The sequence below is a fragment of the Corynebacterium occultum genome (assembly GCF_009734425.1).
Classification (GTDB): domain Bacteria; phylum Actinomycetota; class Actinomycetes; order Mycobacteriales; family Mycobacteriaceae; genus Corynebacterium; species Corynebacterium occultum.
Genome location: NZ_CP046455.1, coordinates 1 through 20919 on the forward strand (window position 1 = coordinate 1; position 20919 = coordinate 20919).

A 20919-nucleotide genomic window follows, 5' to 3' on the forward strand; every position below is an offset into this window, starting at 1 on the left:
GTGACGGAGAACCCATCTTCTCTCGCCGAAACATGGCAACAGGTGGTCGCAGAACTCCTGCATGAGTCAGAGCGTCCGGACTCAGAGATCCCGACCTTGACCCACCAGCAGAAGGCCTATCTGAAGCTGGCGCGGCCGATTGTCCTCGTCCAGGGTTATGCCGTTTTGGCGACCCCGCACACCATGGCCAAGCAGGTCGTGGAAAATGATCTCGGCGAATACATCTCCAAGGTGCTGTCCAAGCAGATGGGTCACCCCTGCAGCCTGGCAGTCAGTGTCGAGCCCCACGCCCTGGCGGCGGAAGAGGCCTCCAAGGAGATTCCCCGCGCCCCCGGCACATTCTGGGAAGAAAACATCACCCCGGAGCAACAGCCGAACCAGGGTGGGCCGCAGCAGACGGTGGCCAATCAGCCGCCGCAGCACCAGAATCAGCAACCCCATCAGTCTGGGAGGGGACAGCAGTTCCCCCCGCAGGGGTATCCGGACCATAACTACCAGGAACAGCAGTTCCAGGATCCGGCTTACCAGAACCCGAATTTCCGGAATCAGAATTTCCGGGACCCGAATTTCAATAACTACGGTGCGAACCAGGACTTTTCCGGCAACCAGGAGTTCTCCGGTGGCGGCTGGAGTCCCAGCCACGCCCCGGCTCAGCAGTTTGACGCCGGCTCCGGCCGGCAGCAGCAGAGTCCCAACTTTGATCGTCGCCTGCCGCGGGAAAAACCCGCACACAACCCGAACAAGGAACGTTCGCTGAACCCGAAGTACACCTTCGAGTCCTTCGTGATCGGCTCCTCCAACCGCTTCGCCAATGGTGCGGCCGTCGCAGTGGCGGAGAATCCGGCGAAAGCCTATAACCCGCTGTTCATCTGGGGTGGTTCGGGACTGGGAAAAACCCATCTGCTGCATGCGGCCGGTAACTACGCCCATGTGCTGCAGCCGGGCCTGCGGATCAAGTATGTCTCGAGTGAGGAATTCACCAACGACTACATCAACTCGGTCCGTGATGACCGCCAGGAATCCTTCAAGCGGCGCTACCGCAACCTGGACATCCTGATGGTTGATGACATCCAGTTCCTCGAGGGCAAGGAAGGCACCCAGGAAGAGTTCTTCCACACCTTCAACGCCCTGCATCAGGCGGATAAGCAGATCATCCTCTCCTCGGACCGTCCGCCGAAGCAGCTGACCACCCTCGAGGATCGTCTGCGGACCCGTTTCGAGGGTGGATTGATCACTGATATCCAGCCCCCGGATCTGGAGACCCGAATTGCCATTCTGATGAAGAAGGCACAGGCGGACGGCACTCTCGTGGACCGTGACGTGCTGGAGATGATTGCTTCCCGTTTCGAGTCCTCCATCCGCGAGCTTGAAGGTGCGTTGATCCGTGTCTCGGCCTACTCTTCCCTGATCAATCAGCCGATTGACATGAAGATGGCGGAGATTGCGCTGCGTGACATTCTCCCGGAGGATGCCGATGTGGAGATCACCGCAGCGGCGATCATGGAGGTCACCGCCGACTACTTCGATATCACCCTGGACACTCTCCGGGGCGCCGGCAAGACCCGCGCGGTGGCTCATGCCCGCCAACTGGCGATGTACCTCTGCCGGGAGCTGACGGACTTGTCGCTGCCTAAGATCGGTGACCAGTTCGGCGGCAAGGACCACACCACCGTCATGTACGCCGACCGCAAGATCCGCAAGGAAATGAAGGAAAAGCGCGACACCTACGATGAAATTCAGTCCCTGACCCAGCTGATCAAGAACCGCAGCCGCGGCTAAGCTCCACCCAGGAAACACAAAACCTGCGCTCCCATGGGATGGGGCGCAGGTTTTGCCATTTCTGGCCCCTCTTATCCCCGCTCCGGCCTCGGACACACTGCGCTGAACTGCAGTTTTAGTGGGGGAGGGGGGTTTTCGTGCGGCGCGTAGAAAAACTATCCACAAAGTTATTCACACCTGTGTAATTACACAATTGTAATTATGTGATCCTCATCACTTTTGGAGGAGCTTCCCGAGCCCGAAAAAGCTGTGCACAACCACCCTCCAGCTGTGCACTCCCTGCTCAGAGCTGTGGAAGGATTGTGGATAGATTTCCGGGATTTAAAGTTATCCACAATTGAGTCGAGTTATCCACAGGCTATCCACAGCCCCGCGCACAGCCCGGATTCCATCGACTAGCTTGTGATTCAGCCCTTCATCCACAGAGTGCACAGGACTTACTGTTGTTACTGTCTTTTAACTAGATATAACTAAAGAAGAAAGAGGGAGTGGGGACAACTTGGTGATGAGGTCCCGGAAACGCAGTGCTCCGGGAGCAAATCTTTGAATAACAAGTTTCGGGCCCTGAGCAATCACGGGTACCGTGAGTTTGTAATTCCCAAAGGCCCGCACTTTTCCGGTGCGTGCCAAAACCTGTAATTCACCTGCCCTTCCGGGACGCCCCGGAATGACAAGAATTTCTCCGTTCAAGATTTTCCGCCTTCAGAAACACACAAGGAGCCGAGCAGCCATGGAGTCCCAAGCCGTGTCATTCCGGGTAGCCAAGGATGACCTGGCCAACGCAGTCGCCTGGGTCGCAAGAAACCTGCCGAGCAAGGTGACCCAGCCGGTGCTGCGCGCCATGCTGATCACCGCCGATGACAACGGCCTCGAACTCGCAGGCTTCGACTACGAGGTGTCCACCAAGGTCCGCCTCTCCGCCGAGGTCATCGAACCCGGCCGGATTGCCGTTGCCGGCAAGCTCATCGCAGAAATCACCAACACCCTGCCCAATAAGCCGGTCGAGCTGAAGGTTGAGGGCTCTAAAGTCCTGCTGACCTGTGGTTCCTCCCGCTTCGAGCTGCCCCTGATTCCGCTGGATGATTACCCTCAGCTCCCGGAACTTCCGGAGACCACCGGCACCATCAACCCCCAGCTCTTCACCGAAGCCATCACCCAGGTGGCCACCGCCGCCGGCCGGGATGACACCCTTCCCATGCTGACCGGCGTCAATGTCGAGATCAACGGCAACCAGGTCCAGATGGCCGCCACCGACCGTTTCCGACTGGCCCTGCGGACCTTCGAATGGAACCCCGTCGACCCGGATATCCAGGCCCGACTGCTGCTGCCGGCGAAGACCCTGCTGGAAAACGCCCGCACCCTCGACCAACACCAGGCCCAGCCGGTGGAGATCGCTGTGGGCACCGGCGAACAGATCGGCCGGGAGGGACTCTTCGGCGTCCACACCGAAAACCGGGAGACCACCACCCGCATGCTCGATGCTGACTTCCCGAACATTCACCCTCTCCTGCCCAAGGTCCACACCTCCATGGCCTGCATCCCAATCGCCCCGCTGCAGGAGGCCATCCGCCGTGTCAGTCTGGTCACGGAGCGCAACGCCCAGATCCGGATGCAGTTCGCTCCGGGTCAGGTCATCCTCTCCGCCGGCGGCACCGATTCCGGGCACGCCGAGGAAACCATCGAATGTGATTTCGTCGGTCGCGAAGAACTGATCATCGCCTTCAACCCCGGCTACCTCAAGGACGGCCTGGCAGTTGTCCCCACCGAGAAGGTCGTCTTCGGCTTCACTGAGCCCTCCCGCTCTGCGATCCTGCTGCCGGAACCGGACGTTTTCAAGGAAAATGGCATGCCGGAACCCGAAGCTGACGGCAGTTTCCCCACCCCGGAGACCAATTTCACCTACCTGCTCATGCCGGTGCGGCTGCCGGGCTAAACCTCGGCCCTTCCCCCTGCGGGATATCTCCCCAGGGGGGAAGGAATTGTGTTTTCCAAGGTCAGCGAAGTGTGTGGACAGGTGAGTTTTAGTGCATATCCGGCAATTACAGCTCCGTGATTTCCGCTCCTGGCCCGAACTCAACCTCGACCTGGAACCCGGGGTCACGGTTTTTGTCGGACGCAATGGTTTCGGCAAAACCAATATCGTCGAAGCCATCGGCTACACCGCGCACCTTTCCTCACATCGCGTCAGCCACGACGCCCCGCTGGTGCGTGCCGGCGCAACCAACGCCCGCGTCTCGACGATCGCGGTCAACCAGGGTCGGGAGCTGAACACCCACCTGCTGATCAAGGCTCATGCGGCAAATCAGGCCCAGCTCAACCGCACCCGCCTGAGCTCACCCCGGGAACTGCTCGGGGTGGTCAAGACGGTGCTCTTCGCCCCGGAGGATCTGTCTCTGGTCCGCGGGGAACCAGCGGAAAGACGTCGCTACCTCGACGACATCATCGCCACCCGCACCCCCCGTCTGGCCGGGGTCAAGGCAGACTTCGACCGGGTACTCAAACAACGCAACGCCCTGCTAAAATCAGCCACCCTGGCGCTGCGCCGCGGATACCACAATGATGAGGGTGCCAGCGCCCTGTCCACCCTGGACATCTGGGACATCCAATTGGCGGGTTTCGGATCCCAGGTCATCGCCGCCCGCAAGCAGCTGCTGGTGGAGCTGTCCCGGCATCTTGAGGAGGCCTACACCGGTCTGGCACCGGAATCCCGCCCCGCCCGCCTGAGCTACCGCAGCACCGTGGATGACACCCTCCGAGAGCTGGTCGGTGACCCGACCGATGAACTGGATCCGCAGATCATCGAGGCGGCGATGCTGGCTGAACTGGGTAAGAAAAGACAGCGCGAGATCGAACGCGGCATGTCCCTGATCGGCCCCCACCGAGATGACCTCGATCTGATCCTCGGTGATCAGCCTGCCAAGGGGTTTGCCAGCCATGGCGAATCCTGGTCCTTCGCCCTCGCTCTCCGGCTGGCGGAATTCGCGTTGCTCCGCACCGACGGCACCGACCCGATTCTGATCCTGGATGATGTCTTCGCCGAACTGGACCGCAAACGCCGGGAACAGCTGGTGGCGATCGCCACCGATGCCGAACAGATACTGATCACCGCTGCGGTCGACGGCGATCTTCCCGCTAACCTTGAGGGTGTGGTGCACCGCCACCGGATCACCATGAAAAACACGGAAACCGGCAGATTCTCGGAGTTGGAGGTTGATGAGGGTGACGATGGAGAATCCCAAAAAACCTGAACAATCCCCCGAGACCCCCGGGGACTCCGTGGGTGCGGCCTTCGCTCAGCTACGTGCCGCCGCCAAACAACGTTCCGGCAAGGCCCCCGACCTTTCCAAACAGGGCCGGAATCAGCTTCCCCGCCAGAAACAGGTGGACCGCGGCATGGTGCCCGGGGTTCCCGGGCTTTCCGCCGCCGGGAAAAGTACCGCGTCTGGAGAACCGGAGGTGGTCAAGCGCTCACCTCGGGGGCGGCCCACCGGGCCGGATGGACGCCGACTGCCCAAACGTCCGAACCTGGATAATTTCGGCACCGTACTGGGCAGTGAGATCGTGCGGCGCGGTTGGCGCCGGGAACTGGCCGGCGGTTGGGTGCAGTCCCATTGGCCGGAACTGGTCGGTGAGAAGATCGCGCAGCACACCAAGGTGGAGATGCTGAAGGATAAGGCACTGTTCATAACCTGTGATTCGACCGCCTGGGCGACGAATCTGCGGATGATGCAGCGTCAGATCCTCCAGGCCATTGCCGCGAAAGTTGGGCCGGATGTGATTTCAGAGCTGAAGATTTTCGGCCCGAAGGCACCGAACTGGCGCAAGGGGCCACTTCATGTGAAGGGCCGGGGACCCCGGGACACCTGGGGCTAGAGGGCCCTGATCAGTACAAACGTGCTAATCAGGGCGGAGTGCCGGAATGTTTCATATTTTTTTATGAGATTTCGCTAGGTATGGCGTTAGGTGAGCTGGGGATTTTCAGTTTTCGGTACCTCAGTGCGATTGTGGCGGGTTTGGCATCCGGGTAGGTAGGGGGCCACTAAGCGTGTAGAATGAAACAGTCTGTACACGAATTTAGCGAGGAGTGCTCGTTCCACGTGGCTACCACTGAACATAATTATGATGCCTCATCCATCACGGTCCTTGAGGGCCTCGAGGCGGTGCGTAAGCGCCCGGGCATGTACATCGGTTCGACCAGTGCGCGCGGCCTCCACCACCTGGTGTGGGAGGTCGTCGACAACTCTGTTGATGAAGCGATGGCTGGCCATGCCTCCAAGGTGGATGTCACCCTGATGGCAGACGGCGGGCTCCAGGTCGTCGATGACGGCCGTGGCATCCCCGTCGAGATGCACCCTTCCGGCATCCCCACCGTCCAGGTCGTGATGACCCAGCTGCACGCCGGCGGCAAGTTTGACTCCGATTCCTACGCTGTCTCCGGCGGTCTCCACGGTGTGGGTATCTCCGTCGTCAACGCCCTGTCCACCAGGGTCGAGGCGGATATCAAGCGGGATGGCAAGCACTGGATCCAGAACTTCAATGCTTCCGTCCCGGAGGAGCTGGTGCAGGGTGGCAATGCCCGCGGCACCGGCACCACCATCCGCTTCTGGCCGGATGAAGAGATCTTTGAGACCGTGAGATTCGATTTCGACACGATCTCCCGCCGCCTCCAGGAGATGGCCTTCCTCAACAAGGGCCTGACCATCACCGTCAAGGATGAGCGCGTCACCGATGAGGAGCTCGAGCTCGAGGCGATCGCCGAAGAGGGCGACACCGCCGAGGACATCGCCAACCCCTCCTTCGATGATGTCGAGGACACCGAGGTTGCTGAGGCACCTGCGGTTGAGGCTCCCAAGGCGCCGAAGAAGCGCGAGAAGAAGGTCGTCTACCACTACCCGAATGGTCTTGAGGACTACGTCAACCACCTCAACAAGACCAAGTCGGTCATCCACCCCTCCATCGTCTCCCTGGACACCAAGGGTGAGGATCATGAGGTTGAGGTCGCGATGCAGTGGAACAGCGGCTACAAGGAGTCGGTCCACACCTTCGCCAACACCATCAACACCATCGAGGGAGGTACCCACGAGGAGGGTTTCCGTGCGGCTCTGACCTCCCTGATGAACAAGTACGCCCGTGACCACAAGCTGCTCAAAGAGAAGGACACCAACCTCACCGGTGATGACTGCCGTGAGGGTCTTTCCGCGGTGATCTCGGTCCGGGTCGGTGACCCGCAGTTCGAGGGTCAGACCAAGACCAAGCTGGGCAACACCGAGATCCGTTCCTTCGTGCAGAAGTCGATCTATGAGCATGTCGGTCACTGGCTGGAGGCCAACCCCGCTGAGGCCAAGGCCATCATCTCCAAGGCCGTGTCCTCCTCACAGGCACGTCTCGCCGCACGCAAGGCCCGTGACCTGGTGCGACGCAAGTCGGCCACGGACATGGGCGGGTTGCCTGGCAAGCTCGCCGACTGCCGTTCCAAGGATCCGGGCAAGTCCGAGCTTTACATCGTGGAGGGTGACTCCGCAGGTGGCTCCGCCAAGGGCGGCCGTGACTCCATGTACCAGGCGATCCTGCCGCTGCGCGGCAAGATCCTCAACGTGGAGAAGGTCCGTCTCGACAAGGCCCTGAAGAATGCCGAGGTCCAGGCCATCATCACGGCCCTGGGCACCGGTATCTACGATGAGTTCGACCTCAAGAAGCTGCGCTACCACAAGATCGTGCTGATGGCCGACGCCGATGTCGACGGCCAGCACATCGCCACCCTGCTGCTGACCCTGCTCTTCCGGTTCATGCCGGATCTCATCGACGAGGGGCATGTTTACCTGGCCAACCCGCCGCTGTACAAGCTGAAGTGGTCCAAGCGGGATCCGGGCTTCGCCTACTCTGATGCTGAGCGTGATCAGCTGCTCAAGGAGGGCCTGGAGAATGGCTGGAGGATCAACACCGATGATGGAATCCAGCGTTATAAGGGCCTTGGTGAGATGAACGCCAGCGAGCTCTGGGAAACCACCCTGGATCCCAGCACCCGCATTCTGCGTCGCGTGGATCTGGTCGACGCACAGCGTGCCGATGAGCTCTTCTCGGTCCTCATGGGCGATGATGTCGCGGCGCGCCGCAGCTTCATCACCCGCAAGGCCAAGGATGTCCGTTTCCTGGATATCTAGGCTTCTGGCACAGCTGAACCAGTACTGGTTGCGGCACCGTGTTGCCAGGCTTCCCGGGACCCCGTCGTTTCTTTCGTCGGGGGCCCGGGTTTCTGCTTTCCGGAGATCATGATGGATATCCTGTGACACAGTGACCCCGTGGTGGAAGATGAGGCCGAAAACTGATGAATGACAGGAATTTCCAGGTGCCGGTGACACTACCTGGAGGAGCGTCCAGCCCGATAGACCTCTGGCTACCCGTTCCGGGTTCAGAGGCAACGCAACCCCTGGTGATGGTCTGGCCGGGTTTCGGAATGGGGGCTCGTTACTACCGCCCCATTGCGGAGGAGCTGGCGGCACGGGGATACCCGGTCGCCATCGGGGAACTCCGTGGCCAGGGTGCCAGCACTGCCCGGGCCAGCCGTGACCTGGCCTGGGGCTATCATGATCTGGCCGCAGTGGATTATCCGGAGAGCATTCGGGTGGCCAAGACCCACCTCGGATTGCCGGCGGATCATCCCACCGTATTGCTGGCCCATTCCATGGGTGGGCAGATCGGGGCGCTCTTTTTGTCCCGGCCGGAATCACAGGAACTCAATGTTCGGGGCATGTTCGGGGTGGGTAGCGGTTCCCCTTATCTGCGGAGCTTTCCCACCCCGATGCGGCGTCGGCTCCGGCTGGGCACCATTTTCCTCGGCAGGATCGGCGGAGCCCTGGGTTTCTGGCCGGGCAAGGTGTTCGGGTGGGATCCGGTGGGTTATGGTCGGCAGTCCGGCACGCATATGAGGGAGTGGTGTCGGCTGGCGCGGGAGAACACCTTTGCGGGACTAACCGGTGCTGATCAGGACTATCCCTTGGCGCTGAGGCTGGTGACCCTTCCGGTACAACTGTGCTACTTCGGCAATGATCTGGATTGCCCCCGGGATTCAGCTGTGGCGTTGGCACAACACCTGCCGGCCGCGGCACTGGAGGTTGAGGAGTTGGCCGGGGATCTGGGGCACAACCGATGGGCCAGGCAGCCGCAGATTGTGGCGGACCGTTTCGGGGAGTTCTGTCAGGGCCTCCCATGACCTTTGGGTGAGGAAGACAGGGTGGCCAGGGGGTCCTGCCAGAGGCGATACAGCGCGACCTGGCGGGCTGCATTCCGGAGGATGTTCCTGCCCGCGCGCTGGATCCGGAAATCCCCCGGACCGCCCTGATGCTCCCGCAGCATGGCTATGATCAGCTGCAGTTCCTGCGGATCCAGGGTGAAGGCCTCGCCGGCAAAGACCAGGGAATCGGGGCCCACCACATCCACCGCCAGCCGAATCAGCTCAACGAGTAAGCGGGCCCTGGCATCGAAGATTTCCCTGGCCAGGGGGAGTTGGGCCGCCTGGTGGACCAGGTGTCCGAAGTCGACTGCCTCCACACCGCGGGCCCGGGCCGCATGTAGTACACCTGTATTACTCAGGGGATGGATATGTCCGGGCAGGTCGAGACTGATATTCAGGAACTCACCTGAAATGGCGATATGGCGGAAAGGACGTGGATCCCGACCCTGATGGGGGCGGTGCACCGCACCGTGAAACATCCAGGCATGGGCCACCACCTCACGGGCGTAGAAGTAGAGGGTGGAGCCTGATATGGCGACATCACTTTCCCCCAGGGGACGGGAGAGCAGTTCGATGGCGGCCATGGCGGTGACGCCCGTGGCCACCTCCACGGGATGGCCCAGTTCCGCGGAGAGTATCGCTGCGGCGGGAATATCCTCCCAGCGGTAGTTCGGGGAGGAGATGCAGCCATTCTGGTTGATATGGGTGGAGAAGGCGGCGCCGACCCCTGGTAGGTGAGGGCAGCCCCTGCCCCAGACGCACAAGTTCCCGGGCAGCCGTGCTCAGGGCCTGGGCGGCAGGTATCTCCGGCACCGGCAGTGCGATGGTGCGTTCCCGGATCACCCTGCCAGCTCCATCGCTGATCACCAGCACGGTACTGCGGACTCCCACGTGCACGCCCCAGAACACCAGGTGGCGGCCGTCCAGGCGCAGAACCGCCCGGGGACGGCCGGCCTGGGCCGTTTCCTTGCCGGGATTGGTCTGTTCCACCAGACCTGCCTCCATCAGGGCACTGACATGTCGGGTGATGCTCGGTTGGGAGTGCCCGAGGGTGTCGCGGATGAGGGGACGGGTGGCTTCCGGAAGGGTGCGGATCTGGTGCAGCACCCTGGCCACGGGCAACCCGGGCAGGGTGAAGTGGAGGGTGTTGCTAGTGTGTTGCGCGGCAAGAGGGGGGGGAGGCCATGAGGAAAAGCCTAGACCGATGGGTCTATTTATTGGAAGAGATGGCGGAAGGGTTTATTGACCCGGCGAGCGACTGGAATAAAAAGCCAGGCCGGGCCGATAAAATATCGCTGTGCTGGGATTATGGGGGATGAATTAAAAGTCTCCCAGGGGGCGGTCTGGGCCTGGCTTCATCCGGAATGGAGGTATTTCCCACTCCTATATAGACAGAATGATCTACTTTCGGGGGCGGGGCTTCGGAGCGCGCTGAAACCCCATATTTCGCCGCTGAACCGGAAAGGGATTCGGCAACTTCCCGGTCATGGCGCGTTCATGCAACCCACCGCTTTAAGCGACGGCGTGCTTCTCGACGACCGTGCCCAAGCCGCCGACGTTCTTGGCGACGATCTTCTCGCCGCGGCCGCGGATGGCGCGGTAGGCCTTGACGAGAGTGGCGTTTTCGATCTTGTCAGCGCTGCGGTCCGCAGACTTCAACAGGGAATCTGCGACATCCTCGCGGCGGTTCTCCAGGAAGACCCCGAAGGTGCCGGCAGTGCCAGCCTGGCCGCCACCGGCCGTGGTGTAGTCATCCCAATGGGGCTGCAGGGCTTCCGCCAGGTCCGGCAGGAAGCGGTCGAGAGCAGTGGTGAGAACGTCGGGGCGGACCTTCTGCACGCCGGCATAGGCACCCTTGACTGCGATGCCGGTCACGCCGGACTGCTCACTGATGGTGCGCTCGGCGAAATCAGTCAGGTCCCTGACCACGGCTTCGCGGTTGGCACCGGTGAGGGCGGAGGAGAGGTTAGTCATGGGTGGGCCTTTCGGATCAGGTGGGACACCAGAGCTTGAAACACAAAAATCCTCGGGGCGGGAGAATCCCACCCCAGGTTCCGTTCTCAGTCTAGTGGAGCGCCACGGCCCGGGTACTGAGCTCGCTTTCGCCCCCGGGGATGCTCCCTGAAACAGGAACCCCACTGTCGGGGACACCGTCTAAGAAGGTGTTTTCAACAATGGGGTTGTCTGGTTGTGACTCTTCCACCGCAGGAACCAATCTCACTTAATTCACTGCAGTCACAACAACCTCAAATGTTACACAATGAAGGGAGGGTCAGCCAAGGGAAATGCATGTAAAAGGCCCGGTTTCTCCTACATTCCCCCAACTCCCTCGGAACTTCCTGCCTAATCGGCAAGATTTAGTTCCCTGAGGATCAGACAGGACACATCCGCCAATTCAGTGTTGTGGGAACTCAGCGGTGCCAGACGCAGAATGCTCCGTCGCAGGCTTTCACTGGCCTCGCTGAGGTTGCCGTGGATGCGCACCCCGGAGATCTCGGCGGTGGTGGTGGCCGCGGCGGCGGCCAGGGCTGCGAGGTCGATGACCTGGGTGCCAAATTCTGCGGCGACCTTATCCGCCACCCCGAGCAGCTGGGTGGTGCTGAAACCGCGCAGCCGGGGATTCACCGCTCTTCCCGGCCCTGAAACAGGGCCCGGGAGGTGCGGATGCGGCGTTGGGCGGCGGCGTACTCGGGCAGGAGCTGGGTGGCCAGATCCTCGACCTCGGCGTCGGCAAGCGTGCGGGTGGCGGTGGTGAGGATGGCCCGGATGGCGGCCTCCTGTTTGCTGCTGCCCTGAGCCTGGGCGAGAAGGCTCAGGGCGCGGTCCTGTTCCGGAGTCAGTCTCAAAGTCATGGCCATGGATAAATGGTATCACTCTGGTATCAAAAATTTCCTTTAGATCCCTCTACGGGGCTGCAGGGGCCGTTTTTGAGGCGGGGGAGTACCATGGGGGAGAGATATACCTGCTCCAACTTTCAGAAAAGGTGACCATGAGCGACGACAACAACGAAGGTGGCTCCGGCCAGGATTTCGACCGCATCTTCCCCATTGACATCAATGAGGAGATGCAGACCAGCTACATCGACTATGCGATGTCGGTGATTGTGGGTCGTGCCCTGCCGGAGGTCCGGGACGGCATGAAGCCGGTGCACCGCCGCATCATCTACGCGATGTACGACTCCGGTTACCGCCCGGAACGCAGCTTCGTCAAGAGCTCCCGCCCCGTGGCCGACACCATGGGTCAGTTCCACCCCCACGGCGATGCCGCCATCTATGACACCCTGGTGCGTCTGGCACAGCCCTGGAACATGCGTTACCCGCTGATCGAGGGCCAGGGTAACTTCGGTTCCCGTGGTAATGACGGCCCCGCCGCCATGCGTTACACGGAGTGCAAGCTCACCCCGATCGCCATGGAGATGGTCCGCGACATCCGCGAGAACGCCGTCGACTTCTCCCCGAACTACGACGGCAAGACCCTCGAGCCGGATGTCCTGCCCTCCCGCGTGCCTAACCTGCTGATGAATGGTTCCAGCGGTATCGCCGTCGGTATGGCCACCAATATTCCGCCGCATAACCTGCGCGAACTGGCGGCCGCCATCTTCTGGTTGCTGGACAACCCCAACGCCGAGGAGAAGGAAACCCTCGAAGCCTGCATGAGCTTCGTCAAGGGCCCCGACTTCCCGACCGCCGGCCTGATCGTCGGTGACCAGGGCATCCGCGATGCCTACACCACCGGCCGCGGTTCCATCCGCATGCGCGGTGTCACCTCCATCGAGGAGCAGGGCAGCCGCCAGATCATCGTCATCACCGAGCTGCCCTACCAGGTCAACCCGGATAACCTCATCGCCAATATCGCGGAGCAGGTCACCAACGGCAAGCTAGCCGGCATCTCCAAGATCGAGGACGAGTCCTCCGACCGTGTCGGCATGCGCATCGTGGTCACCCTCAAGCGTGACGCTGTGCCGCGCGTGGTGCTCAACAACCTCTACAAGCACTCCCAGCTGCAGACCAACTTCGGTGCCAACATGCTCTCCATCGTTGACGGGGTGCCGCGCACCCTGCGCCTGGACCAGATGCTGCGCCACTACGCCGCCCACCAGATCGACGTCATCATCCGACGCACCCAGTACCGCCTGGATGAGGCCGAGAAGCGCGCCCATATCCTCCGCGGTCTGGTCAAGGCCCTGGACATGCTCGACGAGGTCATCGCCCTGATCCGTCGCTCACCCACCGTGGATGAGGCCCGCAGCGGTCTGATGTCGCTTCTCGACGTCGATGAAATCCAGTCCGATGCGATCCTGGCCATGCAGCTGCGCCGCCTCGCGGCGCTGGAGCGTCAGAAGATCGTCGATGAGCTCGCCGAGATCGAGCGCGAGATCGCCGATCTCAAGGACATCCTCGCCCGCCCCGAACGCCAGCGCAAGATCGTCCGCGATGAGCTTTCCGTGATCGTGGAGAAGTATGGCGATGATCGTCGCACCCAGCTGATCCACGCCGTCGGCGATGTCTCCGAGGAAGATCTCATCGCCCGTGAGAACGTGGTCGTGACCATCACCTCCACCGGCTACGCCAAGCGCACCAAGGTTGACGCCTACCGCTCCCAGAAACGTGGCGGCAAGGGTGTGCGTGGCGCCGAGCTGAAGCAAGATGATGTGGTCCGCCACTTCTTCGTCTCCTCCACCCACGACTGGATCCTCTTCTTTACCAACTTCGGCCGGGTCTACCGACTGAAGGCCTATGAACTCCCCGAGGCCTCCCGCACCGCACGCGGCCAGCACGTGGCCAACCTGCTGGAATTCCAGCCGGAGGAGCGCATCGCCCAGGTCATCCAGCTCCAGACCTACGAGGATGCCCCCTACCTGGTGCTCGCCACCGCACAGGGCCGGGTGAAGAAGTCCCGCCTCACCGACTATGAGTCCGCCCGCTCCGCCGGTCTGATCGCCATCAACCTCAACGAAAGCGACCGTCTCATCGGCGCCGCACTATGCAGCGAAGATGATGACCTCCTCCTGGTGTCGGAGGAGGGCCAGTCGATCCGCTTCACCGCCAGCGATGACCAGCTCCGCCCGATGGGCCGCGCCACCGCCGGCGTGAAGGGAATGCGCTTCCGCGAGGATGACCAGCTGCTGGCCATGTGTGTGGTCCGCGACGGAGAATTCCTGCTGGTGGCCACCTCAGGTGGCTACGGCAAGCGCACCCCCATGGACGAGTACAACCCCCAGGGCCGTGGCGGCATGGGTGTGGTCACCTTCAAGTACACCCCCAAGCGCGGCAAGCTGATCGGTGCTCTCGCGGTGGACGATGATGACGAGATCTTCGCCATGACCTCCGCCGGCGGTGTCATCCGCACCGAGGTCAACCAGATCCGCCCCTCCTCCCGCGCCACCATGGGTGTCCGCCTGGTCAACCTCGAAAAGGACATCACCGTCCTGGCCATCGACAAGAACGTCGAGGGTGAAGGCGAGGAGACCGCGGAGGCAGTTGCCAAGGGCGATCTGGACGGCCCCACGGAACGCGCCGCGAAGAAGACCGGTGACAGCGCACCGACTGAACTAGACTCCAACGAGACTGTCACAGAGGACGAGGAGAACTAAGAACATGGCAACACGAGAAGTCGCCGTCACCCGGGTCAACCCACTGTCAGCATTCCGGGTTGCCCTGGCCATGTCTCTGGTGGGTCTGGTGGCCTGGCTCCTCTGCGTTGCCATCCTCTTCTTCGGCATGCAGGCCTTCGGCATCTGGGACCAGGTCAACTCGGTGGTCGCGGGTGTCGGTGGGGAACAGGCCATCGGTTTCGGCATGATCATCTCCATCTCCGCCCTGATCGGTGCCATCGGCGCCATCCTGATCTCGGTGCTGGCACCCCTGGTCGCAATCATCTACAACGCTCTGGTCGACCTCTTCGGTGGCATCACCGTCACCCTGCAGGAAGGCGTGGACGAGTAGTACACCTCGCCTAGCCCGAATCCCCCATTCAGATGTTCTGGACGGGGGATTCCTGCTTTCCCCGGGGGCCCGGCGAGAGGGGAGTGAATTGTATTCTCTCACCCAGCGCCAACTTGACCGCACTCCAGGCAAAGTCAGGGGATGTGTTGCAGATCATACTTTATTCCAGTTCGGATTCCACAATTCCCTGGAGGTCTTCCCATGAGTGAGCGAACTTCCCTGAAGCGTGGGCAACTCGGTACCACCGCCCTCGTATTCATGATCATCGCTGCTTCAGCACCCCTGACGGTGCTGGCTGGCGGCGCACCAACCAACTTCGCGGTCTCCGGGTTGCTGGGCCTGCCACTCAGTTACCTGGTGCTCGGTGTCATCCTCATCCTTTTCTCGGTTGGTTATGCGGCAATGAGCTCCCGCATCCATAACGCCGGTGCTTTCTACGCCTACATTTCCCAGGGCTTGGGGCCACGGCAAGGCATTGCCGCAGCTTTGTTGGCACTGGTCTCCTACAACATGCTGCAGGCCGGTCTCTACGGACTCTTCGGTTTCTCCCTTTCGGCGGCAATCTTCACCTGGACGGCAGTACAACTGCCCTGGTGGTTGGTCGGCGCCATCGGTTGGCTACTGGTCGCATTACTGGGTGTCAGCAACGTCGACTTCTCAGCCAAGATTCTCGGTGTCCTGGTGACCCTGGAATTCCTTGTAGTCCTCATCGTGATGGGTTATGCGCTTTTCAATGCCCCAGAGGGGCTGAGCACCGTAACCCTCCGCCCGAATGACTTCATGGCTCCGGGGGTCGGTGTCCTGCTGGCCTTCTCGATTGCAGCTTTCATGGGATTCGAGTCCGGTGCCATCTACTCCGAGGAAACCAAGGATCCGAAGCGGACCGTGGCCCGGGCAACCTATATCGCGGTGGCTGTCATCGCTGTCTTTTATGGGATCTCCACCTGGGCGCTGGCCATGGGGATCGGCCCTTCCAGTATCATCGGTGAGGCTCAACAATATGGTCCTGACCTGGTGTTTGTGTGGTTATCCCAGTACTCACCACTGCTTGCTGATGTGGCACACTTGCTCTTCGTGACCAGCATCTTCGCCGCGCTGCTGGCTTTCCATAATGCCGCCGCCCGCTATTTCTTTGCCCTGGGCCGTTCCCGTGTCCTGCCAGGCAGCCTAGGTAGACTCGGCCGCAATGGTGCCCCGGTAGCGGGTTCACTGGCACAGTCTGTTGTGGGGGCGGGGACCGTCGTAGTGTTTGCCCTAGCGGGTATTAACTCTGAATTGGGTGAACTCTTCCCCGTGATAACCCTCTTCACCTGGTTCTCCACCGCAGCAGCCTTTGGCCTGGTATTCCTCATGGCGCTGACCTCAATTGCGGTGCTCGCCTGGTTTCGGAAGGATCATCATGGTTTCGGGGTGTTCACCCGGATCATTGCACCCTCGGTAGCGGCGGTCGCCATGATCATCGTGGCTATTCTCATCCTCATAAATTTCGACATCATGATCGGCGAAGATTCACCCCGGATGATGGTGTTCATCATGCCGGGCATCATCCTTGGTACCGGTGTCCTGGGGGCCCTCTGGTCCCTGCGCTTCGACCGCCACACGGACATCCACACCATTGCCGATGATGATTCCCTCCCAGTTCGAGAATCCGACCCTGCGCGGATAACGACCCCCTGATCATCCGCTAAAAGACCCACCCACTTGAACTAGGAGTTAAAAGATATGAGCAAGAAGGCCATCATCGTTGGAGCAGGATTCGCCGGACTCATCGCTGCCCGCGAATTACAAACCGCCGGAATTGAGGTGGAGATCCTCGAGGCTCGCGAACGCATAGGCGGTAGGGCCTGGACTGATGAGCGAATGGGCGCAAAACTCGAGATGGGTGCGACCTGGGTGCACTGGCATCAACCACATGTCTGGGCCGAGATCACTCGGTATGGGCAGAAGATCTACTCCAGTCCGCAACCTGCGGAAGCTTATTGGCTGACCGAAGGAAAAGTCCGCAGGGGTACCGAGGCTGAGATGGATGGACGTCGGACCCGGGCGATGGAGAAGATCTACGATGGTTCCCGGAAGTTCTTCCCGAACCCTTATGAGCCGCTCTCCGCGCTTGATGATCCTGAACTGCGGGAGGAGTTCCTTGCCGCAGATCAGCGCTCCCCATTGGAGGAGCTGTCCCGTGAGGAATTCACCCAGGAGGAGATCGAACTCTGTGAGGCCTATTGGTCCGGTGGTTATATCGGGGATCCGCATCAGGGTTCTGCTCTGATGGCGAAGCAGTGGGCGGCTCTCTGTGATCATCGGGTGGAGGCAGTGGATGCACAGACTCTGCAGTACAAGCTGCTCAACGGTATGAAGGGGCTTTATGAGGGTATTGCCTCCGACCTGCAGTGCCCGATTCGGCTATCCACCCCGGTCAAAGCCATCAGCCACAGTGAAAATTTTGCTGAGGTCACCCTGGAAAATGGAGATAAGCTGAGCGCGGATGCAGTGATCCTGACAGTCCCAGTTGGAGCGCTGGGAAATATCGATTTTGATCCACCACTGCCGGCTCCGGTACGGCGGGTCATCAAGCAGAAGTGGAATTCCACCGGTGGAAAAATCTGGATCAAGGTCAAGGGGCACCACAACTTTACCGGGATGGCCTCCCAGCCTGCCATCGTTAACGTGCTGAAGTCCGAGGTGTTCACCGAGGATGACGCAACCATTCTCGTGGGATTCGGAGCCCATCATGAGAAATTGGATCTGGATGACCCCGCCTGCGGACAGCAGATCATCAACCAGTGGCGTGATGACCTTGAGGTGATTGACTGCACGGGTCATGACTGGGTCGCAGATAAATGGTCAGGTCAGGCCTGGGCTACCCTGAAGAAGGGGCAGTTCACCGACGGCTGGCACCACTTCCGGGACACCGGGACCAGACTGCACTTCGCCGGAGCAGATTGGGCCAGTGGTTGGCGTGGAGTGTGTGTGGACGGCGCCATCGAGCAGGGATTGCACACCGCCAGGGAGCTGAGACGGGAACTGTGCTGAATTGGAACTTCCCCGGGTCAGGGATGAGGGGTAAAGATACGCGAACGGAAGGCCCGGGGAGATTCCCCATACTCGGCGCGAAAAGTCTTGGACACATGCGAAGCGTCGTGAAGCCCATGCCTGGCACTGATTACATGAACCGGGAGAGCCTGCAGTGCAGGATCAGCAAGATCCGCATGGATGGCAGTGAGACGACAGGTGCGGATGAAGGAGGCCACGGTAGTGCCCATCGCCGCAAAATGGGTGTGGAGACTGCGCACCGAGACATAGAGGGCATCGGCGATTGAACTGGGGGAGAGGCCTGGGTCATAAAGATGATCGTTGATATAAGCGGTGGCCTGGCGAAAAAGCATCGAAGAGCCGGGGGAGTCTTGCCCTAGTCTCTGAATCTGGTCCGAAAGCACCGTGACCAGAAGATCGAGAGAGGTGCGCAGCAGTGGTTGAGCTTGCTCCCCCTGCAACTCATCGAGGTTGTGGGCAAGCTGCTCGAATAGCGGCACTGCCACCTTACCCAGCCCCTCATCCCGGGAGATCGGGGTGGCGGTCATTTGCGCGAGCTGATCATCACGTAGATGTAGGAAAGCGCGGGGGAAGTACACCACCAGGCTGCGTTGCGGCTCCCGGAACACCAGGCTGTAGGGGCGATCGGCGGTATACAGTGCAAGATCACCCGGCTGCATCTCACAAGAACGGCCATCCTGCAGCAGCGTAGCGGTGCCTTCCAACTGCAGGCTGAGCTTGCACCTGGAGTTGCGGAGGTCGGGATCGGTGTTTTCCGCATGGATCACCGTGTGAGCATCGGAATCCATGTCATAGAGTTCCACTTCCCCGACGCTTCGATGCGTGGCTCGGCCGCGGAAATCGGGCGCGGGTGAAACCGCCCGGACATCACCGAAGCTGCCCGAAACCATTCGGCGCCATTCGGTGAAATTATATGTCTTCCTGAAATCCATGCCGGACTCCTACTCACAACTATGGGGGAGAATCCTCATACCATAAGTGATTTGATACACACTGAGGGACAAAATGTCCGCGCCCTAAAGCAATTACCTACCCCTTCCGGAATGTCAGGATTAGGAGAGATTCGGAGCAGCGCCGCTTCCGAGCACCAGATTCAAGGAGATGAGAAGATGTTTTCACAGCTGCTCGAGGAAATCGGAGCCACCGATCCCACCCACCGTGCCATCCTGGATCCAGCCACCGAGGAGATCATCGCCTATGCCCCGGAGCGGAGCGTGGCTGATGTTGACGCTGCAGTGGAAAAGGCCCGTCAGGCCCAGAAGGCCTGGGCCGGGATGGGGCATGCAGAGCGCTCCCGACTGCTCCTAGCGGCCGCCGATGCTATCGATGAGCAGGCAGAGGCTCTGGCACAGCTGTTGAGCCGAGAGAATGGAAAACCCCTCAGCGGACCTAATGCCCGTATGGAGGTGGCACAGAGCAGCGAATGGTTGCGGGCAACCGCAGGTTTCGACACTCCGGGAGGAGTCCTCGTCGACGATGGGAAGACCCGTGCCACCATCAGCTATGAGCCCATCGGAGTGGTCGGGGCGATCGGACCCTGGAACTGGCCCCTGATGATCACGATCTGGCAGATCGCTCCTTCGCTCCGGATGGGTAACACAGTGGTGGTTAAACCCTCAGAATACACCCCTCTGAGTGTGATGTCGCTGGTTCACATCCTCAATTCGGTCCTGCCCGCAGGCGTCTTGGAGGTGGTGCCTGGAGGACGCGAAGTAGGGGCGAGGATCAGCGAACATGCGGACATCGGAAAGATCATGTTCACCGGATCCATCAGAACGGGGCGTGCCATCGCAGCTGCCAGTGCCGACAGCCTCAAGCGACTGACTCTTGAGCTCGGTGGCAATGATGCTGCGATCGTTCTTGATGACTGCGACCCCAAACAGATTGCGGAGGACATTTTCTGGGGAGCCTTCATCAACACCGGTCAAACCTGTGCTGCCATCAAACGGCTCTATGTCGCGGACAATATCTATGAGGAAATGTGCGGAGCGCTTGCAGAGATCGCCAGGAATGTTCCCATGGGACCGGGCACCGATGAGAACAACCTCCTCGGTCCTCTGCAGAACCGCCAGCAGTACGAGATCGTCGCCAGGCTTGTCGACACCGCGCGCAACAGCGGGGCCAACATACTCGCCGGTGGGGAACCAGTAGAGGCGCCTGGTAACTTCTATCCGGCCACCATCGTCACTGATATTGAACCTGATAATGCGCTGGTGGTGGAAGAGCAGTTCGGGCCGGCACTGCCAGTCATCCGTTATAGCAGCATCGACCAAGCTGTGGAATGGGCCAACTCCTTGGAAGTGGGGCTTGGGGCCTCGGTGTGGTCTGCAGATCGTGAGCGTGCCCTGGACGTGGGGCGACGGGTCGAGGCCGGAACAGTATGGATCAACAGTCATGCGGTGCCTGACCCCCGCATCCCCTTTGGCGGCATCAAGCAGTCCGGTTATGGGTTGGAGTTCGGAGCTGAGGGACTAAAGGGTGTGGCTGTGCCGAAGGTTTTCAACGGATAACTCCCACATCCTTCCCATGAAGGTGAACGGTTGGAGGAAAGGGTGTTTTAAAACTTCTTAAAACACCCTTTCACCAGGCGATTTGCCATAAATGCGAATAGCTCGTAATATTCTATCTCGTTCCCCCGGGGCCTATAGCTCAGTTGGTTAGAGCGCATCGCTGATAACGATGAGGTCGCAAGTTCGACTCTTGCTAGGCCCACCAGGAACATGGGGCATTAGCTCAATTGGTAGAGCACCTGCTTTGCAAGCAGGAGGTCAGGAGTTCGATTCTCCTATGCTCCACAGTTAAGACCGGATCCGAGATGAAAATCTCAGATCCGGTCTTTTTGTTTTCCCGAGTTAATAGCGGAACCGACCCTGGGTGCTCTTAATGACTACTGTGGTGGATTAATTATCG

General features: G+C 60.5%; 17 protein-coding genes and 2 tRNA genes. 13 read left to right on the forward strand and 6 right to left on the reverse strand.

Features of this window, described 5'->3' with window-relative positions; genetic code table 11:
- Nucleotides 1-96 precede the first annotated feature (96 nt).
- The 6 genes from dnaA (at nucleotide 97) to COCCU_RS00030 (ending at nucleotide 8989) form a co-directional block, all read left to right on the forward strand.
- Nucleotides 97-1779 (forward strand): chromosomal replication initiator protein DnaA, encoded by a 1683-nt coding sequence (dnaA, locus tag COCCU_RS00005; RefSeq protein WP_407924178.1) that lies wholly within the window; start codon nucleotides 97-99, stop codon nucleotides 1777-1779.
- Nucleotides 1780-2509: 730 nt separating this feature from the next.
- Nucleotides 2510-3712 carry a DNA polymerase III subunit beta gene (gene dnaN, locus COCCU_RS00010; protein WP_156229593.1) on the forward strand — a complete coding sequence of 401 codons (1203 nt, stop codon included), beginning with the start codon at nucleotides 2510-2512 and terminating at the stop codon, nucleotides 3710-3712.
- A 91-nt stretch (nucleotides 3713-3803) separates the two neighbouring features.
- Nucleotides 3804-5027, forward strand: coding sequence for a DNA replication/repair protein RecF (gene recF, locus COCCU_RS00015; RefSeq protein ID WP_156229594.1), 1224 nt, complete (start codon nucleotides 3804-3806; stop codon nucleotides 5025-5027).
- Nucleotides 5005-5652 carry a DciA family protein gene (locus COCCU_RS00020; protein ID WP_156229595.1) on the forward strand — a complete coding sequence of 216 codons (648 nt, stop codon included), beginning with the start codon at nucleotides 5005-5007 and terminating at the stop codon, nucleotides 5650-5652. The genes recF and COCCU_RS00020 overlap by 23 nt, the downstream gene beginning before the upstream one ends.
- A gap of 224 nt (nucleotides 5653-5876) precedes the next feature.
- Nucleotides 5877-7940 (forward strand): DNA topoisomerase (ATP-hydrolyzing) subunit B, encoded by a 2064-nt coding sequence (gene gyrB / locus COCCU_RS00025; RefSeq protein WP_156229596.1) that lies wholly within the window; start codon nucleotides 5877-5879, stop codon nucleotides 7938-7940.
- Nucleotides 7941-8104: 164 nt separating this feature from the next.
- Nucleotides 8105-8989 (forward strand): alpha/beta fold hydrolase, encoded by an 885-nt coding sequence (locus tag COCCU_RS00030; RefSeq protein ID WP_156229597.1) that lies wholly within the window; start codon nucleotides 8105-8107, stop codon nucleotides 8987-8989.
- Here the strand turns inward: COCCU_RS00030 and COCCU_RS14505 are convergent.
- From COCCU_RS14505 to COCCU_RS00050, 5 genes are all read right to left on the reverse strand, one after another.
- On the reverse strand, nucleotides 8974-9615 hold the full coding sequence (locus tag COCCU_RS14505; protein ID WP_197088383.1) for a hypothetical protein: 642 nt from the start codon (nucleotides 9613-9615) through the stop codon (nucleotides 8974-8976). The two genes, COCCU_RS00030 and COCCU_RS14505, sit on opposite strands and share 16 nt — an antisense overlap.
- Nucleotides 9551-10126: a MarR family transcriptional regulator gene (locus COCCU_RS00035; protein ID WP_231598954.1), complete on the reverse strand. Its 576-nt coding sequence runs from the start codon at nucleotides 10124-10126 to the stop codon at nucleotides 9551-9553. Before COCCU_RS00035 ends, COCCU_RS14505 begins: the two co-directional genes overlap by 65 nt.
- Nucleotides 10127-10522: 396 nt before the next feature.
- The gene (locus tag COCCU_RS00040; protein WP_156229598.1) at nucleotides 10523-10984 is read right to left on the reverse strand and encodes a DUF6918 family protein; all 462 of its coding nucleotides are present in this window, start codon (nucleotides 10982-10984) and stop codon (nucleotides 10523-10525) included.
- Between the two features lie 369 nt (nucleotides 10985-11353).
- Entirely contained in the window at nucleotides 11354-11635 is a 282-nt protein-coding gene (locus tag COCCU_RS00045) for a TetR family transcriptional regulator (protein ID WP_156229599.1), read from the reverse strand.
- Nucleotides 11632-11868, reverse strand: a complete 237-nt coding sequence (locus COCCU_RS00050; protein ID WP_156229600.1) for a CopG family transcriptional regulator — start codon at nucleotides 11866-11868, stop codon at nucleotides 11632-11634. The genes COCCU_RS00045 and COCCU_RS00050 overlap by 4 nt, the downstream gene beginning before the upstream one ends.
- Before the next feature lie 131 nt (nucleotides 11869-11999).
- Between COCCU_RS00050 and gyrA the strand changes: the two genes are divergently transcribed.
- The 4 genes from gyrA to COCCU_RS00070 all read left to right on the forward strand — a co-directional run bounded on the left by gyrA (nucleotide 12000) and on the right by COCCU_RS00070 (nucleotide 17988).
- Entirely contained in the window at nucleotides 12000-14603 is a 2604-nt protein-coding gene (gene gyrA, locus COCCU_RS00055; RefSeq protein ID WP_156229601.1) for a DNA gyrase subunit A, read from the forward strand.
- Between the two features lie 4 nt (nucleotides 14604-14607).
- Nucleotides 14608-14955 carry a DUF3566 domain-containing protein gene (locus COCCU_RS00060; RefSeq protein WP_156229602.1) on the forward strand — a complete coding sequence of 116 codons (348 nt, stop codon included), beginning with the start codon at nucleotides 14608-14610 and terminating at the stop codon, nucleotides 14953-14955.
- A gap of 201 nt (nucleotides 14956-15156) precedes the next feature.
- Nucleotides 15157-16632, forward strand: coding sequence for an APC family permease (locus COCCU_RS00065; RefSeq protein WP_156229603.1), 1476 nt, complete (start codon nucleotides 15157-15159; stop codon nucleotides 16630-16632).
- A gap of 45 nt (nucleotides 16633-16677) precedes the next feature.
- Nucleotides 16678-17988: a flavin monoamine oxidase family protein gene (locus COCCU_RS00070; RefSeq protein ID WP_156229604.1), complete on the forward strand. Its 1311-nt coding sequence runs from the start codon at nucleotides 16678-16680 to the stop codon at nucleotides 17986-17988.
- Between the two features lie 17 nt (nucleotides 17989-18005).
- Here the strand turns inward: COCCU_RS00070 and COCCU_RS00075 are convergent, their stop codons facing one another.
- Nucleotides 18006-18941, reverse strand: coding sequence for an AraC-like ligand-binding domain-containing protein (locus COCCU_RS00075; RefSeq protein WP_156229605.1), 936 nt, complete (start codon nucleotides 18939-18941; stop codon nucleotides 18006-18008).
- A gap of 177 nt (nucleotides 18942-19118) precedes the next feature.
- Between COCCU_RS00075 and COCCU_RS00080 the strand changes: the two genes are divergently transcribed.
- The 3 genes from COCCU_RS00080 to COCCU_RS00090 all read left to right on the forward strand — a co-directional run bounded on the left by COCCU_RS00080 (nucleotide 19119) and on the right by COCCU_RS00090 (nucleotide 20804).
- Nucleotides 19119-20519 carry an aldehyde dehydrogenase family protein gene (locus tag COCCU_RS00080; RefSeq protein ID WP_156229606.1) on the forward strand — a complete coding sequence of 467 codons (1401 nt, stop codon included), beginning with the start codon at nucleotides 19119-19121 and terminating at the stop codon, nucleotides 20517-20519.
- Nucleotides 20520-20647: 128 nt separating this feature from the next.
- Nucleotides 20648-20724, forward strand: a tRNA-Ile gene (locus COCCU_RS00085).
- Between the two features lie 7 nt (nucleotides 20725-20731).
- Nucleotides 20732-20804 (forward strand) — tRNA-Ala (locus tag COCCU_RS00090).
- Nucleotides 20805-20919: the final 115 nt, after the last annotated feature.